Annotated in this window: 12 protein-coding genes; 7 read left to right on the top strand and 5 right to left on the bottom strand. The window is 36.2% G+C overall.

Going from position 1 to position 18,832, the window contains the following annotated elements:
- Window positions 1–84: 84 nt before the first annotated feature.
- Entirely contained in the window at window positions 85–3,048 is a 2,964-nt protein-coding gene (locus tag J2X31_RS11730; RefSeq protein WP_310026936.1) for a M43 family zinc metalloprotease, read from the bottom strand.
- Window positions 3,049–3,234: 186 nt separating this feature from the next.
- Between J2X31_RS11730 and J2X31_RS11725 the strand changes: the two genes are divergently transcribed.
- The gene (locus J2X31_RS11725) at window positions 3,235–3,396 is read left to right on the top strand and encodes a hypothetical protein (protein ID WP_310026934.1); all 162 of its coding nucleotides are present in this window, start codon (window positions 3,235–3,237) and stop codon (window positions 3,394–3,396) included.
- Window positions 3,397–3,647: 251 nt separating this feature from the next.
- On the opposite strand, the gene J2X31_RS11720 is transcribed toward J2X31_RS11725, so the two are convergent.
- From J2X31_RS11720 to J2X31_RS11710, 3 genes are all read right to left on the bottom strand, one after another.
- A complete protein-coding gene (locus J2X31_RS11720; protein ID WP_310026933.1) occupies window positions 3,648–4,439 on the bottom strand; it encodes a hypothetical protein in 792 nt (263 codons plus the stop codon).
- A gap of 152 nt (window positions 4,440–4,591) precedes the next feature.
- On the bottom strand, window positions 4,592–5,533 hold the full coding sequence (locus J2X31_RS11715; protein WP_310026931.1) for an Ig-like domain-containing protein: 942 nt from the start codon (window positions 5,531–5,533) through the stop codon (window positions 4,592–4,594).
- A 235-nt stretch (window positions 5,534–5,768) separates the two neighbouring features.
- Entirely contained in the window at window positions 5,769–6,992 is a 1,224-nt protein-coding gene (locus tag J2X31_RS11710; RefSeq protein WP_310026929.1) for a porin, read from the bottom strand.
- Window positions 6,993–7,089: 97 nt separating this feature from the next.
- On the opposite strand from J2X31_RS11710, the gene prmA reads away from it, so the two are divergent.
- Both prmA and J2X31_RS11700 read left to right on the top strand, forming a co-directional pair.
- Window positions 7,090–7,926: a 50S ribosomal protein L11 methyltransferase gene (prmA, locus tag J2X31_RS11705; protein WP_310026927.1), complete on the top strand. Its 837-nt coding sequence runs from the start codon at window positions 7,090–7,092 to the stop codon at window positions 7,924–7,926.
- 39 nt (window positions 7,927–7,965) lie between these two features.
- The gene (locus J2X31_RS11700) at window positions 7,966–8,241 is read left to right on the top strand and encodes an ATP-dependent Clp protease adaptor ClpS (RefSeq protein ID WP_310026924.1); all 276 of its coding nucleotides are present in this window, start codon (window positions 7,966–7,968) and stop codon (window positions 8,239–8,241) included.
- Window positions 8,242–8,334: 93 nt separating this feature from the next.
- On the opposite strand, the gene J2X31_RS11695 is transcribed toward J2X31_RS11700, so the two are convergent.
- Window positions 8,335–8,799: a lipocalin-like domain-containing protein gene (locus J2X31_RS11695; RefSeq protein ID WP_310026922.1), complete on the bottom strand. Its 465-nt coding sequence runs from the start codon at window positions 8,797–8,799 to the stop codon at window positions 8,335–8,337.
- Window positions 8,800–9,259: 460 nt separating this feature from the next.
- Between J2X31_RS11695 and J2X31_RS11690 the strand changes: the two genes are divergently transcribed.
- The 4 genes from J2X31_RS11690 to J2X31_RS11675 all read left to right on the top strand — a co-directional run bounded on the left by J2X31_RS11690 (window position 9,260) and on the right by J2X31_RS11675 (window position 18,824).
- Window positions 9,260–11,092 (top strand): T9SS type A sorting domain-containing protein, encoded by a 1,833-nt coding sequence (locus J2X31_RS11690; RefSeq protein WP_310026921.1) that lies wholly within the window; start codon window positions 9,260–9,262, stop codon window positions 11,090–11,092.
- 141 nt (window positions 11,093–11,233) lie between these two features.
- Window positions 11,234–14,041, top strand: coding sequence for a helix-turn-helix and ligand-binding sensor domain-containing protein (locus J2X31_RS11685; protein WP_310026919.1), 2,808 nt, complete (start codon window positions 11,234–11,236; stop codon window positions 14,039–14,041).
- A 251-nt stretch (window positions 14,042–14,292) separates the two neighbouring features.
- On the top strand, window positions 14,293–17,337 hold the full coding sequence (locus tag J2X31_RS11680; protein ID WP_310026918.1) for a SusC/RagA family TonB-linked outer membrane protein: 3,045 nt from the start codon (window positions 14,293–14,295) through the stop codon (window positions 17,335–17,337).
- Window positions 17,338–17,348: 11 nt separating this feature from the next.
- A complete protein-coding gene (locus tag J2X31_RS11675) occupies window positions 17,349–18,824 on the top strand; it encodes a RagB/SusD family nutrient uptake outer membrane protein (protein ID WP_310026917.1) in 1,476 nt (491 codons plus the stop codon).
- The last annotated feature ends 8 nt before the right edge of the window (window positions 18,825–18,832 follow it).

Here is an 18,832-nt window from a genome sequence, read left to right as displayed (position 1 = left end):
CAGAAAATCTTAATTAATTTTTAACCCCGTCTAACTTTTTGGCGTAAGTCCATGAAGGCCGCATTTTTCTGCATTAAGCAAATCTTAGTTCTTAATTATTTTAGAATTTTGTTTCTGCCCATCTGCTGTTTGGGTTAAGACGATGTATATTCCTCTTGAAAAACTCTCAATGTTTACTACAGTTTCGTTTACCTTGTGGAGCGATTTGTTAAAAATGACCTTTCCGTCTAAGGAGACGATCGTAACACTCATCAAATCAGAATTGGGTGAATAAATGGTTATTAGGCTATTGGCCGGATTTGGAAAAATACTAATCGCTGTACTAGCATATTCTGGTATAACATCGTCATAATTTAGTGTTTCTCCTTGGGAAACATTTCCATACTCTTCAGATTGTCGGCTTTGATACGATAAGCAATCCCCTATTTCAGCTGTAAACACAGCTCCAGAATTGATGTATGAATTTGGTGTTAGCATAATACTTTCTCCAGCAAGCATTTCAATGCTCACTCCTGTTGGAACAGAATAATTGACTTCGGTAACAATAGTACCTGATACTTTGTGGATTGCTGTTGTGGAATCAACCGCATTAAATATGAGGTTAACCGGGCAAATTTCTTCTTCACAAGATTCGGCGATATTTTTCACCAAAGTTGTGATGCATCCCGCAGCATTTGTAATAGTAGCCGTGAGCACACCCGGTAAAATACTCCAGTTCACCAAAGCATTCGACTGGTTGTCCGGTCCTTCAAATGCACCGGTACCCGAAGTGATGGTCCATTTGATGGATTCATGGTTTTGAAGGTCAACAAAGTTATTTGTCAGTGGGGTTTCAGATTGAGGACAAACCTCATAACTTCCTTCAATGGTGTAAGCCACAGTATTGGCAATAGTAATTGTCTTTGTTGCCAAAATAGTATTACTGGCATTTCGGAGTGTAACTACAAAGGTATAGCTTGGCAAATTTCCGATTGTAAAAGTATGCGAAGGATTGGCAAGCGTTGATGTATTTGCAGCACCTGAAGCACTATCGCCAAAATTCCAATTAAACGAAGTGCCGGTATGATCAGGGAAAAATTTGTAGGTATGGCACCCGGTAATGTAACCGCTTATCGATGTAGTAGTATTAGGATATGTATTCTCCTGAGTTGCATCTATTACATTCGGCAGTCCCGGGCCAAGTAACAAATACTGAGTAGGAACCGATATCGCTTTTTTAGGTCCATTCGGATCAACGTTACATGCATTATAGTCTTCCTGCGAACACAGTATATCTGGATTATGGATAACTCTTAGTCGATTTGTATAACTACCGATGTATATCTTTCTATCAGGACCTGTTTGCATCTGCTCTATAAAATCCAGATCTGTATATACCTTGACTTTACTCTGGTTCAGATTTGTAGAATTCAGATTTACCTGAAAAACTGATCGCTTCTGGCTCAGGATGTAAAGTAATCGCGAATCCGGGCTAAATGCAGCTCCTTCTATTCTAGATAATCCATTCAGGGTAACCGGCGTGCCTATTGTTCCATCTGTCTTGTTAAAATCAAGTACTAAAGAATGATCTGTGAACAACGAGGATGCAAATAATTTATTTCCATTTGGCGAAGCTTCCAAAGTAGGGCGAAGAAAATTGAGTGGCAACTCAAAGCTGCTTACATAAGTTAAGCCGCCATTTATATTGCTTCCATTATAACTGAAAACCGTTAAATACCTTTTGCTATTACTTACTTTTTTTAAGCTGGTTATGATCCAATAGTTATTATCTGATGGGTAACTAGATTTTTTTATAGCAACAATTCCTTCGCCGCTATATGCGGCTCCCGCCGCAGTACTAAACCCTGCACTGCCCGGTACTGTAATGGGTTGCCGTTGTGATACCATTGCCGCTATCCCGTTTGTAACCTGAACTTCATGAAAACGAAATCCGTGGATATCCGATAGATTGCCCTCCTGTACCGGTGTAGCTTCAGAATTCGTAAATACATAATATGAATTTGCCGTAGTTTTGGGTAACACCAGTATCGAATTGATTCGACCATCCCACGAATCCTCTGTCAACATTTGCCCTGCTAAATTGATAGGTTGGTTGTTTGCATTCCATATATTAAGCTTATTGGAATAAAATAATATATTCCCCTGAGAATCGTTTTGGTTCATCAATGCATACACCGAGTCCTGATTTTCCGGAAAAGCAGGATCAAATTTGGGTATACCAGTGTTAAATTTTAGCAGGTTGCTTCTCGAAGTAAACCATGTAGAATTAGAACCGGTAATTGGCTGGCAGGCGGTGACAAATATATTTATTTGAGACGTCGACACTATGCCATCGCTGTTTCTGGTCACAGTTAGCGTCACCACATAGGGCCCACTTTGTGCTGTGCCATATACATGAGAAGCCGACGGAGTATTAGCAGTATTATTGCCCGATGCAGGATCTCCAAAATTCCAGGAGTAGCTATAATCAGTTGTGCTGGTGTAGGGAGCTGATAAAGCAATAGCAGTATTAGCACAAACAAACACTTCGTCGGCGGTAATCTCAGAAGAAACAAGATTATCCGCACAAGCGCCTGCATTTACAAGATTAGGAGTTGAGAAAAGTTTGCTTCTTAACTCATATAACGAGGCGTACATTCGTTCTGATTGGCCCGTTGTAAAATGATCCTTACAGGAATCAAATGTATAGCTCATAAAATTACTCAAGTTATCCATATCCGGATTAGCTGTACAGGTGTTCATTGGGGTTGCGCATGATGCAACCGGTCCGTTTGCCTGTGGTGTGTCGCATACTTTATCGCCTGCCGTTTCACAATCTGAACCCGAACCCGAACAAGCTCCCTGAAAAGTATGGTAAAGATTAAAATAATGTCCAAGTTCATGAATCAATACTTTTCCCATATTGTAGTTTGGCAATAGAGCGTAACATCCAGTACAATCAGTATTACTTCCAAAAACATCATAACGCATCACAACACCATCCAAAACCGAAGGTGTTAAAGGAAAAGGTGAATAGCCCGCTACGCTTGAAGGTTGGTTATTAAGCATAATGCTCTTAACTACCCAAATACGCAAAAATTTGTCGGGTGTAATAGGGGCATTTCCTACCGTACCACTAATTAACTGCGATTGCGATGTAAAACTGTCAGCGCTATGATTAGCCAATGTAGCGTTATTAACATGAACTATACCAGGCGTTGCCTGTGTCATATTGCTAAGTATCGGAATAGGTGTATGATTGATATTCTCTATTTGAGTAGCCAAACAGAATTGAATGTTGAAATCAGAAAAAAACTGATTCATTACAGCAATCTGGCTTTGCACTTGTGCATCGGATATGTTTACAGCTGCAGTACCATCGTGAACAACATACACAACCACCGGAATAGTTATTAAAGGTTGTCCTCCTGTGCGTCTTCTAAGTTTAGGATATCTCTTGCGTATCAATTCATCGTTAGAGTCTAATACCCCCTGCAGATGCGGATTTTCTTCCAATAACTTCTGCATTACTATGTCGCTTCCACACGATGTTTCTCCTTTTATTACCGGTGATTTAATAATTTGCGAAAAGGTCGGCAACCCTCCCAATAGGATGACTAAATAAAATATAAGTTTTTTCATAATTAACTATTTTAAATTAACTTATATTATTTTTTCTCCATTAAGATTTGAACAGCCACTTTTAATTCCTCAATTTGCTTATTTTGCTCAATGATATACAAAGTAAGCTCTTCCACTTTTTCTAAAAGTTTAGCATCCATTTGAGCTACATCAAGACCATTCTCCACCATTTCAGTAGCAGAAGGAACATTAGGAAGGTGTTTGTTTTCTTTTACAAAAGCTTCTACTTCGTTTAATGGCATCAAGCTATATTCTTCATTGAATACATAATCTGCCCAATTACCAGTTGTTTTAACAGCCACTTTTACTTTTTCAGTAAGAATTCCTTCCTCCACAAAGAGCTTATAGCCATCTGGCGTTTTAATATCATTAGCACCGTTTCCAATTCGTACTTTACCGTTTTGGTTGATACGCATGAATTCTATATCACTATTTCCAAAAGATATTGCAGAAATTGTTGTGTTTGTTGTGGCGGGCCTATTGAATTCTATAAAACCTTTATTAAAAGTCGTGGAAGTATTTTGTCCACTTACATATTGTAATTTGAATGATCTATAAGAAGTCGGAAAACTTGTCGTCGCATTATAATTCATAAAAAGTCCCGCATATGAATTTATAGTTAATTCTTTTGTTATAGATCCAAAGTAGCCAATATTCTGCGTCGCGGGTATAGTTCCAGTAGCCAAGACCTCAAGTCTTGTTAAAGGGGTAATTGTTCCAATACCAACATTACCATTTAGTGGAAATATATTTGTATTCTGACCAAAACTAACAACACTAAAAAACAACAATCCGAAAACAATAACATGTTTTTTCATAATAAAAAGATTTAAGGGTTAAGTCTCAAATTTAAGAAAAAAAATGTAGGATAGATATTATTATAATATTAAATAATTACTTTTTTGTGATAATTATATAAAACAAAAAACCCGATTACTTTCGTAATCGGGTTAGTAAATAATTATATAAATTATCTCTTAGCTTTAAAAGACTGAACCTTTGCTTTTGAAGCTGGAATAACTTTTTTAAGATCTTTCATTTTAATCATTGTAGCTGGAAAAGTTTTGTTATGAACATTACTTCTACTACTACCCAATAAATTAGTTACACCAAGTGGAGCCAAATCAGTTGTTAAATCTCCATCAAATTCATGAGAAATAATTGTGTTTGCTCCATCTCCGAATACACTGCTGTTAGCACTTGAAGATACTCCGTTTTGTACATAATTAAAACTATCAAATGTTGCACTACCCCCCGTTACGGCTTCTAAATCAAAAGGGGCTTGATCAAAATCCGCATAAATATTATAAACTTCAGCTTCAGCTTCCCCTGGGTATTGTAATGTGAAATTTGTACCATCATATAGAACTGGTATTGTTACCATATATTCATAATAATGAGTCGCAGTAGCAATACCATTCTCTGCACCATTGTATGCAATTCCTGCCCAAAGTGAACGATAGTCTGGTTGCTCTTCTGAACCAAAATTCAATACTGTTGCATTTGAACCAGTTCCATGAATTCTAAAGAACATATTATCTACTTCATAATCGTTTCCTGCAAAAGTATATTTCCCAGCAGAAGGAACTGGAGCAGCTGTAACTGTAATAACTTTAGGAGCACTTGTTAAAACCCCATCAGCTGTTTCATATTTAGCAACGATGCTAAAAGATCCAGCTTCAGTTGGTGTAAAAGTCGCACTTGGCAGAGCAACGTTGTTTGCTGTAAAAGTAGAGGTACTTGTTACATTGTTTGTAAGGTTGTCAGTTACAGTTAACGTTACTGATTGTCCAACTTGGATAGTTTCAAGACTTACAGATAAAGTGATGGAAGTTGCAACTGGTACAACTGGACCTGGTGTTCCACCATTATCATCGCTTCCGCATGATACGAACATAGTTGTACTTGCCATAGCAAGAAATAAAAATAGTTTTTTCATAATAAAAATATAAGGTTTAATTAACTAACGTAAAAATATATTTAAAAATCAATACAGCAAAGAATTAAGAGGTTTTTTTAGCTTATTTAACAAAAATGTAACGTTTTACATAATTATATGAATATATTCTCGAAAACAACAGCCATAAACAAACTAGTTATCAATATTTTAATCAGATTTAATAAGTAATATTACTCAACACGTTGATTTATATTCCTATTTCTACTTGAAAACGCAGGTACCAGTTGTTTTTATTGCTTCCGTCGTAGTAATTCAAGGCATCAAACGTTAGTTCGGTCTGCACTTTGAAGGAATGTTCCCAGATGTATTTAGTTACTCCAAGACTATATTGTTTTTGGTTTGGAGCCAGAAGTTCGATGTCCTTCCCTACTTTCTGGGTCGAGAATCTTCCAATGATTTCATAATTGGAAGGAAAATTATAACTTAACTGATAATCAAATCCTTCTCCCACAAAGGCATAATTAAAATCCGTGGCATCGTCCGGATTGAAGGTTACTGCATTTTCGTTGGTAGCTCTTGTCATATAGCTGGTCATTGCCGCCCATCCGTTGTATTTGAACATGGCATCCAAGAGCACCGATTTCATGGTTCTTGGTTCAAACAAATCGACTCCAAGCTGTCCTTGTGTGCGTCTTGCATGGTTATTTTGCTGAAAAGCTCCCGAAAGCATCAGTTTTGGTTTTTGCTCTCGAATTACATCTCCTTCAAAATAGGTACCGTCCTTTTGAAAGGCTCCAAAAGGAAATATTTCAGCTTTTGCTGTAACTGCCACTCCATCATCAGACTTGCCTGTTACGTTTCGGCCTTCACCTGTTGAAACCGCTCCTTTGAAATTATAGGATAACTCATCCATATACTCATTCATGTTATGCACTTGGAAACCAAAATCCCTGTCGATGGTAAATTTTGCATTGTTTATCGAACGATCCGTTAGCTGCAAACCTCCCGATGAATTCACACGTTGGCGATTTCCAGGAAGTTTTGTTTGTCCGAAACTAATGTTCCAGTTCTTATTAGGCCTGTAAAAAACCACAGCATCACGGATGATGTTTATGTTTTCACCAGGAATGACTTCACCAACATCGCCTGGAGCGAAAGACAACTGGATGGCATAAAGAAATTTTGGACTACCGACATAACCATCAAAACGCAATCTTAAACGACGAATTTGTCCGTCATAGGCAGGTTTTTCTTCTTCATTATCAATATAGGTGACACGATTTTGCATCCTGAAACGGATATTGAGTTGAAACAAACTATCTGGAGAAGTCAGTCCGATTCCTTTTCCGAAATTATAATAAGGCAACGCCGAAAGCTTTATATCATTATCATCCTTGTTCTGTTTGATGGTAACTTGTGCATTTAGCGAAAATGCAAAAAGCACCATTAGAAGCAACGTAAGATTTCTCATTGTTAAGTTTGGGTTAAGTCGGGCAAAAGTAAAATAAAAAATCAATTCTAAAAAAGAGTTTGAATAGTGATTAGTACCTTTGCAAAAAAACAAGAAAATGTCGAACATTTATTTAGGATACCATTTTACGGTTGAACCGAAAGAACTCGGTTCGGAAATCCTTGTTGCCGAATTGGGCGAAAAACCTTTTGAAAGTTTCACCGAAAGTGATTTTGGCGTTGTAGCCTACATCCAGAAGCAATTTTGGTCAGAAGACGTCCTTGAAGATATTCAAATATTAAACTCTCCTGAATTTACAATTTCCTATAAAATAGAAGAAATAGCTCAGGTAAACTGGAATGAGGAATGGGAAAAAAATTTCGAGCCAATTGATGTGGATGGAAAATGCCACGTTCGAGCTCCGTTTCATCCAAAAACCGATGCCGAATTTGATATTGTCATCGAACCAAAAATGAGCTTCGGAACCGGACACCACGAAACCACCCACATGATGATCCAGCATTTGCTTGAAACAGAGGTGAAAGGTTTGAAAACATTAGATATGGGTTGCGGAACTGCCATTTTAGCAATCCTTGCCGAAATGAAAGGAGCCGAGCCAATCGATGCAATTGATATTGACAATTGGTGCTACTTGAACTCGATTGAAAATGCCGAACGAAACAACTGCAAACATATTACTGTTTATGAAGGCGATGCTTCTTTATTGGAAGATAAAAACTACGATTTGATCATTGCAAACATCAACCGAAACATCCTTTTGAACGACATGGAAGCCTATTCGAAATGCTTGAATAAAGAGGGGATTTTGCTTTTGAGTGGTTTCTATGAAGAGGATATTCCGTTTATTGATGCTTCCTGCAAGGAAAATGGACTGGCATACGTTAAAAAATTCGAGCGGAACAATTGGGTTTCCCTGAAATATACAAAAGAATGATTTTTTAATTTCTAATTTTTAATTTTTAATTAGATAAATATGAGCACGATAGAAAAAGTTTTAGAAGAGGTTTTGGTTGAAGAATCGGTTGGATTCAACAACGAAATTGTTTTGTTCAATGACGATGTAAATACTTTCGACCATGTTATTGAAACCTTAATCAGGGTTTGCCACCACACTGCTGAACAAGCAGAACAATGTGCGATTTTGGTTCATTACAAAGGGAAATGCACTGTGAAAACGGGCAGTTTAGATGAATTGAAGCCTCAATGCACACAGTTACTCGAGGCAGGATTGAGTGCTGAAATTATATAAAACCAAAAATCTACCCAATAAAAAAAGCATTACAATCATGATTGTAATGCTTTTTCTTTTAGAATACTTTCTAAAATCTTGTGGATTTAGAAATTATATTTTAGTAAAATAATAGGTTGTTACAAGCGTATTCGGACCAGCTTGTGTATCAAAAGAAATTACCAACTGACTGTTTGAAAGCGTTATGATTTTGTAAACTTCATCATAAGCACTTTCTGGTGAATTAATCGTCAATGTTTCGTTTGTTTTAGACCATGTTCCAGTAGCTTGAGTATCTTCCACACAAACTTGCGCTCCATTTTTAAAGAAATACTGTTCCTTAAACAACGATCCAGCCGTGGCGAATTCAATGTAATTTTTGTCACAACCTGCCACATTAAACTCATAAGGTGTTGAAGTTTCTGCCTGAGTACCCAATTTAGTTACGGTTCTTGTTTGAGTCCATTTTCCAACAACTGTTGCTGGAGTTGCTGGTCCTGAATTGTCATCACTACCGCAAGAAGTTAATGTTAATCCTGCCAAAACAAATGCAACCAATACTGTTTTAATCTTTTTCATATTTAATAATTTTTAATGTTTAACGAGCGAAAATAACCTTTTATTATCATTTCGTTGTTAAAATTTAAGTAAAGATTTCTTTTATGCCAATAAAAAGATATTAATTATCATATATTCAGATATTTATACAATTAAATAAACATTATTAAATTTAATTATCAATTTAATTTCCTGCTAATTATAAGAATTAGGTATTTTTTTATACCAATTTTCATTGATTATGTAAAAACGAACTTAAATTCCATCTTTCAAAAACAATACATTACCACAACATTTAGCATTATCTTATTCTAAACCATACAAATTAATTCTTAAAAATTGAACTTCTTCATTCCTAGAATGTCGGATTTAGTTGAGTTTAGGAAAGTTTTGCAATTGTATAGTTTTTATATAGCTATTATTTGCTTGAAGTGCCTTTATTCATTGGTAAATTTGAGATATAACAAAAAACAATTATATCATGAAAAAAATTACGCAAACGTTTTTTCTTTTAATCTGTTCCTATGCTTTTTCACAAGCTCCAACAGATGCTCCAGCAGTTCCAACAAGGAATCCTGCAAATGTTATTTCCATGTTCAGCAATGCCTATACGAATGTAGCGGTTGATACTTGGAAAACCGATTGGTCAGTTGCCGCTCTAGAAGATCTTTCAATAGCAGGAAACGACGTTAAGAAATACAGCAATCTAAGCTTTGTGGGTATTGAAACCGTTGGTCCTAATCTTATAAATGCTGGGAATATGACCTATTTTCATGTTGATATTTGGACTTCCAATATGACTACATTCAGAATAAAGTTGGTGGATTTTGGCCCTGATGGTGTTTTTGGAGGCACAGATAATTCTGAACACGAAGTTACCTTTGAATCCCCTACACAAAATACTTGGGTGAGTTTTGATATTCCTCTTGCTAACTTTACCAATTTATTGAACAAGGATCACATTGCACAACTCATTTTTTCTGGAAATCCTGTAGGTGCAGGAACAGTTTTTATTGATAATGTATACTTTACAAACGAAGCCAATAATGTCCCAACAGATCCAACTGTTGCGGCTCCAGCTCCAACTTTTCCTCAGGCAGATGTGATTTCTTTGTTCAGCAACACTTACACCAATGTTCCTGTTGATACTTGGAAGACTGATTGGTCGGATGCAACTTTAACCGAAGAGCAGATTGCTGGAAACGATGTAAAAAAATATAATCCGCTGGTTTTTGCAGGTATCGAAACCGTGACTTCGCAGATTAATGCAAGCGGTATGACTAAATTTAACATCAATGTATGGTCGCCAGACTTTACCGTTTTTAGAATTAAACTCGTAGATTTTGGAGCAAATGGAATTTATGATGGTCCTGGTGTTGGTGACGATTCCGAACATGAGATTACCTTTAACAATCCTGCACAATCTACTTGGATTTCCTACAGTATTCCATTAGCCGACTTTACAAACCTTACATCGCTTGAGCATATTTCACAACTTATCCTAGTTGGTGGTGGTGGAAAAGTATTTATTGATAATGTATTTTTCAGCAATGAAGTAATATTGCCACAAGATCCAACTGTTGCCGCTCCAACACCTACTTTGCCACAGGCCAATGTAATGTCTATGTTTAGCAATGCCTATACAAATGTTCCTGTTGATACTTGGAAGACGGATTGGTCCAATGCAATTTTAGAAGAGGTTCAAATTGCCGGAAATGACACTAAAAAATATACAGCACTAGATTTCGTTGGAATTGAAACCGTAACTAATCAGCTTAACATCACTTCAATGGAATATTTCAATGTTGATGTTTGGTCGCCGAACTTCTCTATTTTCAAAATAAAACTTGTAGATTTTGGAGCAGATGGAGCTTTTCAAGGCGGAGACGACGTAGAACACGAATTGACTTTTAATAATCCTGTTCAAAGCCAATGGACCACAATGAGTATCCCTTTATCTGATTTTACAGGTTTGGTAACGAGAGAACACATTGCTCAATTGATCTTTGTTGGCGGTGGATCTAAAGTTTATGTTGACAATGTTTACTTCAGCAATGTTCCGTTGGGAACTGTTGATTTTAAAACGGCATCTGTAAAAATGTATCCAAATCCTGTTTCGGATGTGTTTAATGTAAGTGCCGATAAAGCAATTGAGAACATCACCATCTACAACACTCTTGGACAACAAGTATTGGCAGTGAACGCTTCAAGAACTACTGAAACAATTGATCTTTCAAGCTTTCAAAGTGGTGTTTACATCGCTAGAGTTACTGTTGATGGCAAAACATCTACATCAAGAATCATCAAAAAATAAATTTTCTTTATTAGTTAGCAAGCACGTTTTTTCCTAGAGAAAACGTGCTTTTCTATTGTTAGGCACTATTCAAAATATCTCTACTTTTTTGGAGAAAGAATATTTATATTTCTATCTTTATCAATCGATTTAAAACACATTATGAAAATTTTACCCCTTAAATTTTTATTTCTCTCAATATTACTCCCATTTCTTGGATTTGCCCAGGAGCTTCCATCCATAGTAAAATACAGTTCTGAAGTGTATGGAGCTGGAAACCAAAACTGGATGCTGGACCAAGACAAAAAAAATTTCCTTTACATTGCCAACAATGAAGGTTTGTTGGAGTTTAATGGAGCAAATTGGAGATTGTATCCTTCGCCAAACGAAACCATTTTACGTTCGGTTAAGGTGATTGATAATGTGGTTTATACAGGTTGCTACATGGAGTTTGGATATTGGATGAAAAATCAGAAAGGAATCCTGAATTATACTTCTTTAAGCAATACCATAAAAAATAAACTAATTGATGATGAGCAGTTTTGGAACATCATCAATTATGATCATTGGGTGATCTTTCAATCGTTGAACAGGATTTACATCTACGATACCAAAACCAAGAAATTCAAGATCATCACACCAAAAAGTGGCATTTTAAAATCCTTTAAAGCCCAAGATGCCATCTTTTTTCAAACCGTTGACGGAAGTATTTTTGAAATTAAAAACGGAAATGCCCATGTTTTAATAGAAAATGAAATCATCAAGAACAAAAAAGTATTGAATATTTTTTCAGTTGCAGACGGCATACTCATCCAAACACAATACAGTGGTTTCTATAAATTCGCAGAAGGAAATTTGGCAAAATGGAATACCGAAGCCGATGCCTTGCTGAACTCCACCAGTATTTATGCAAGTATCGTCTTGAATGATGGCAACTTTGCATTGGGAACGATTTCCAATGGTATTTTTATCATATCTCCACAGGGAAAAACGCTGTATCACATCACTCAAAATCAAGGATTAAGCAACAATACCATTCTTTCGCTTTTTGAAGATCGGGAAAAAAACCTTTGGATTGGGTTGGATAATGGCATCGATTGTTTGAACATCTCATCGCCCATAAAAACCTTTTTTGACAAGACAGGAATTTTGGGAACCGTATATTCTTCGATTGTTTTCAATGATAAAATTTATGTTGGAACCAATCAGGGCTTGTTTTATAAAAACAATAATTCAAACGATCAATACCAAATTGTCAGCGGAACCAAAGGCCAGGTCTGGTCGCTTTTTGAACACGACAATACCTTGTTTTGTGGACACGATTCTGGAACATTAACCATCAATGAAGGAACCTCAACGGTTATTTACAACCAATCCGGAACTTGGAAATTTCAAAACTTTCCAAATAATTCCAACAAGCTGATGCAGGGAAATTATTCAGGAATCAGTATTCTGGAAAAAACACCCACAGGTTGGAAATTCAAAAACAAGATTGCAGGTTTTGATTATTCTTCTAAATTTTTCGAAATAAATGATCCTAATGAAATCATCGTTAGCCACGAATATAAGGCCATTTTCAGATTATCATTGAACAGCGACTTCTCGAAAGTTGTAAAATTTGAAACCTATAAATCTCCTGCAAAAGGCAAGAATGCGGGTTTGGCAAAATTCAACAACGCCATTATTTATGCTTCAAAGGAAGGAATATTCAAGCTGAACAACAAGAATAAAAAGTTTGAAAAAGATTCCATATTGAGCAAGGCAATTGAAAACGACGAATACCGTTCGGGGAAATTAATTGTGGATAAATCAGATAAATTATGGCTTTTCACTAAAAATAATATCAATTATTTTACGGTTGGAAAATTAAGCAACGAGCCAAAACTCAACACCATTCCCATTCCGTATTCGCTCAATAATTCGATGCCCGGTTATGAAAATATTTCCAGAATTGGCGAAAACACTTATTTCATTGGAACAACTGATGGTTATTATTCCATGAACATCAATGAGTTGAACTTCAATAAATTCGACATCAATCTGAATACGGTTTATAAAAACAAAAGCAACTCGGATGTTCAATACATTTCCAATTCGGGAGAGGAAAGCATCGATTTTGGTTCCAACAATTTGACCTTTAATTTCAGTGTTCCAGAATACAACAAATACATAGTTGCGGAATACCAATATCTGTTGGAAGGGTATTTTGAGGATTGGAGCGAATGGTCCAACAAACCCTATGTGAGCTTTAAGAATTTGCCGTTTGGAGACTATACTTTCAAGGCAAGGGCACGAGTTGGAAATTCGCTTTCGGAGAATACAATTGTATATAAATTCACCATCGAAAGACCTTGGTATGCCACAACTTTAGCCATATTAATTTATCTGGTAATCGTTTTTGTGATTGCATTTTTTGTTCATAAAACCTATAACTCCTATTATCAAAATCAAAAAAATAAATTGATTGAGGAAAACAACAGAAAGCTTGAATTGAAGGAAATGGAAGTTGAACAAGAGCTTCTGAAAATCAAAAACGAACAACTGGAGTTGGATGTGAACAGCAAGAACCGTGAGTTGGCTGTTTCGACCATGAGCCTGATTAAAAAGAACGAATTATTGACCTCCATCAAGGAAGATTTGAAGAAAACCGACGATAATTCGAAAAACATCAAAACTGTAATCACAACCATCAATAAAAACATTAGCGAAGAAGACACTTGGGACTTGTTCAAAGAAGCTTTTAACAATGCCGACAAAGATTTCCTTAAGAAAATTAAAAGTGCACATTCTACACTTACACCTAATGATTTAAGGCTTTGTGCATACTTGAGGTTGAATCTTTCCTCTAAAGAAATAGCTCCGTTATTGAATATTTCGGTTCGAAGTGTGGAGATAAAACGATATCGTTTGCGTAAAAAAATGGACTTACCTCACGAACAAGGCCTTGTTGAGTACATATTATCAATATAATCTCACTACTACATTACCACAAAACACCTATACATTGCCACAACAACAACGTTGTATTCCTCCATTTTACAAAAAATTTGTTAATTAAAAACCGTTAACAATTCCCTAACATTTGGCGTTATCGTTGACCTGCATTTATCATACTGAAAATTTTATCATACTTTTTTTGTAATGTATGTTTTTTGTTGTGGTGTATTTTGAATTATTCTCAAATAAGTGTTCTAATTTTATAATTCACAAAAAACATACTTATGAAGTCAAATTATCTATTAATTTATTTTCTGCTTCTCTCCGCTTTTGGTTTTGCCCAAAGTTATGACATTGGAGGAACAGTTAAGGAATCAGGTTCGGGACTACCGCTTCCTGGAGTAAACATTCAAATCAAGAATTCCACGAAAGGAACCACCTCTGATTTTGATGGAAATTTTTCGCTAACGGGAATTCCATCAGGTTCTGTTGTTGTGTTCAGTTATGTAGGTTTTTCGAATTTTGAATACACTGTTACATCTACTAATAATAATGTTGCAGTTTCATTGCAAGAAGATACCAAAAGCTTGGATGAAGTGATAGTTATTGGCTACGGTTCTCAAAAGAAAAGAGAAGTTACGGGATCCGTTTCAACAGTTGAAGCCAAGACATTAGAGCTTTTAAAACCTGTAAAAGTAGAACAGGCTTTGCAAGGAACCGTTTCAGGTGTTGTGGTTACAGGACAATCTGGATCTCCTGGTGCTGAATTAAACATCAGAATTAGAGGTATTGCAACCAATGGAGAAAACAGGCCTACTGCAATTATCGATGGTTATGTTGGAGAACTTGGCTTGCTGAATCCAAATGATATAGAAACTATAACAGTACTTAAAGATGCACAAGCAGCAATATATGGAACAATTGGTGCCAATGGTGTTATTTTGATTACCACTAAAAAAGGTAAAAAGAATTCTAAAGCAACTATTAACTATAATGTTTATACTGGTTTTCAAGAAACCTCACGTAAGATTTCAGTTTTAAATGCTACTGATTATGCACTTTTAGCTAATGAAGCTTTTGCAAATGATGGAAAACCGCTACCCTTTCCAAATGTTTCTGGACTAGGAAAAGGAACAGATTGGCAAGATCAAGTTTTTGGAAAAGGTGTTCCTATTGTGAATCACGATATTAATTTTTCTGGAGGTTCTGATAATATAACGTATTCTATTAGCGGTTCGCATTTGGATCAAGAAGGAATTGTGGGTTCAAATAAATCTGGCTTTTTAAGAAATACAGCGCGAATTGGCTTAACAGCTGATATTACAGATCGTTTGAAAGTAAACACCAATGTAATTTATACCTACTTCAACCGAAAAACATTAAATGAAAATGTATTGGGATCTGTTTTATTCAATGCATTGAATATGCCTTCAACTATGATGCCTTATGATGCTAATGGTGATTTTACATTAGTACCAAATGCTGCTGAATATGGTACAGAAATTATCAATCCACTTGCACAAATTGAAAATACCTATAACGACTATAATTATAAAAAACTAAATGGAAGTTTTGGTTTAGATTATAAACTTGCCAAAGGACTTACGCTTGTTTCAAGAATGGGTTTCAATACCTCAAATAGTGAGTCGAAAACATTTGCTAAACAAATTGAATATGGTGGTAAAATTTATGACGTTGACAGAAGTAGCGTAACTCAAGGTGCTGTTAACGACAATAACTATTCATTCGATATTTATGCAGAATATAAAAAATCAATTCAAGATGAACATAACTTCTCTGTAACAATAGGAAACACTATTTTTAGAGAATGGGGTAACGGTCTATCGGCTACTGGTTTTGATGTTCCTTATAATTCTTGGCAATATGCCGATATTGGCTTGACAAGAGGTGCTTCAGACGATTTAACTAACAGCTCTTATACATACGACGAAAGAAGACTTTCCTATTTTGGAAGATTACAATACGATTATAAAGGAAAATATCTTTTCTCTGCTATGATCAGACGTGATGCCTCTACAAAATTTGGTCCTGATAATGCCGTTGCTTATTTTCCTTCTTTTACTTCTGGATGGGTAGTTTCTGATGAAAACTTTTTTGGGGAAGGCAAATTTGTCAACTTCCTTAAAGTAAGAGCCAGTTATGGTACTTTAGGAAACGACCAAATTGGAAATAATAGATATACCAGCTTGCTAACTGGTGAAGCAACCTATGTATTTGACGGTGCTTTAGTGAATGGCGTAGCACCAGGAGCGATATCCAATTCTGAGGTAAAATGGGAAGAAGCTAGAAAAATAGATTTTGGTATTGATTTAAACTTATTAAACAATAAAGTAACTCTTGTTGCCGATTATTTTAATGATACCCGAAAAGATCTATTAATTGTAGGGGTTCCTGTTTCTGGTGCAACAGGAGCAGCAGCACCAGGAGCTGGATTGCCAACTATCAATGCAGGAACGGTTAAGAACTACGGATTTGAATTTGCCGTAGGATATAAAGATAATATATCAGATGATTTTAGTTTTGATCTTAATTACAATGTAACTTTTCTAAAAAACAAGGTTACAGAAGTAGACAACGGAACAGGATTTGTTGAAGGTGGTAATTTTGGCGAAAGCACACGTACTTCAAGAATGGAAGTAGGGCACTCTATCGGTTATTTCTACGGATACAAAACAGATGGCATCTTCCAGAACCAAGCTGAAATTGATGCACATCCGTCTCAAGCTGGACTTGGAGCAGGTACTTCTCCGGGAGACATCAGGTTTGTGGATGTAAACGGAGATGGTAAAATTGACGCAAACGATAGGACAAATATAGGAGACCCTATTCCTGCCGCAACTATGGGTTTCAATATGCAATTCAACTACAAAGGTTTTGATTTTAATGCTTTCACTTTTGCTTCTATCGGAAATGATATGGTTCGTAATTATGAAAGAAATGTAGCATTAGGTAATAAATTAAATTACAATTTGGAAAGATGGACAGGTGAAGGAACAAGCAATTCTGTTCCGAGAGTTACAACAGGTGCTACTGCAAACGGATTATTTTCTGATTATTTTGTTGAAGATGCCTCTTTCGTAAGAATTCAAAATGTACAATTGGGATATACTTTAGATAGCAACATATTTGGAAAATCAGGGATCACAAAAGCACGTATCTATTTAGGAGTAAATAACGTATATACTTTTACAAAATACAAAGGTTATGACCCTACTGCTTCATCTGGAGCACCAATTGGTGGAGGTGTTGACTATGGCTTTTATCCAGTTCCAAGAACATATATGCTAGGAGCTAACATTAATTTTTAATCTTAATTACAATGAAAAAAAATATAATCATATTTATAACAACTGTCACAATTTTCACTGCCTTGAGCACATCATGTAGTGACGATTTTGTTGATCGTGTCCCTCCGTATGCAATAGATTCTGAAAATTACTTCAATTCGAAGGAAGACTATGAAAATGCACTAATTGGAGCTTATGACCTGTTGCACGCTACTTACGTAAACGTTATGCTTGGAGAAATTGCTTCAGACAATACATTAGCTGGTGGTGGTGGTGCTACCGATGTTGTTGGTTTCCAGCAAATAGACGATATGATCCACACTCCTGTGAATGCAAACTTAAAGAACATCTGGGATTGGATGTTTGCAGGTGTTGGCCGTTGCAACTACATACTTGAATTTAAAGACAAAACAGATTTTGAAGGAAAAGAACACATTATTGCACAAACACGTTTCCTTAGAGCCTATTATCATTTTGAACTGGTAAAATGGTTCGGAGGAATTCCTTTAACGGGAGATGTACGATTCAAAGTTGGCGATGAGCTAACCGTTCCGCGTGCATCTGTAGAAGAAGTATATGCCGTAATTGAATCGGATTTGATTTATGCCATTCAAAACCTTTCTACTGGAGCACAACCTGCTGGTAGAGCAACAATTGGAGCTGCTCAAGCTTTACTCGGAAAGGCTTATTTATATCAGAAAAAATATGCTCAAGCAGCTTCAACTTTCGAACTGGTAATTGGTTCTGGAACTTATGACCTAGTTGCTAATTATAGTACTATTTTTGAAAACAATAACGAAAACAATATCGAGTCGGTTTTTGAAGTACAATACACAGATGCTCAAGGTGCTTCTTTTGATTGTTTGCAATGTTCTGAAGGAAATGTAGCAGTGGGTTTCAACGGACCTAGAACCTATTCTGGACCTTTATTCGATTCTGGATACAGCTTCAACGTTCCAACAGCAGAAGCCTATGCAGCTTTTGATGAAGACGACAACAGAAGAGATATTGCAATCTTGAACATGGTTGCTTGGGCTGCCGAAACTGGTGCTACTTATGGCGTGGGTCACGAACACACTGGTTTCTTTAACAGAAAATACATCCCTCGTCAAGGAGATTTGAATCTTGGCGATGACAAACTTACCAACCCAAACAACTACCGCTCGATCCGTTTTGCAGACGTGCTTTTAATGGCAGCCGAAGCTTACAGTGCTGGTGGAATCGACGAGACAAAAGCAAGAGAATACTTGAATAGAGTAATCAGACGTGCTTTTGGAAACAACAATCACGATGTTACTGTTTCTGGACCTGGATTGACTGATTTGATCCTAAGAGAAAGAAGATTGGAGCTAGTTGGCGAAGGACACCGTTTTTTCGACTTGGTTAGAACCGGAAAAGCTGCTGGAACAATACCTGGATTTGTAGCAGGAAAACATGAATTATTCCCTATTCCTTTTGAAGAAATACAATTCTCTAACGGAAATTGGGGACAAAATCCTCAATATTAATACCTGAT

The sequence above is a fragment of the Flavobacterium arsenatis genome, from assembly GCF_031456785.1.
Lineage (GTDB): Bacteria > Bacteroidota > Bacteroidia > Flavobacteriales > Flavobacteriaceae > Flavobacterium > Flavobacterium arsenatis.
The sequence above is the reverse complement of the archived record's forward strand: the minus strand, read 5'-3'. Positions and strand labels throughout refer to the sequence as shown.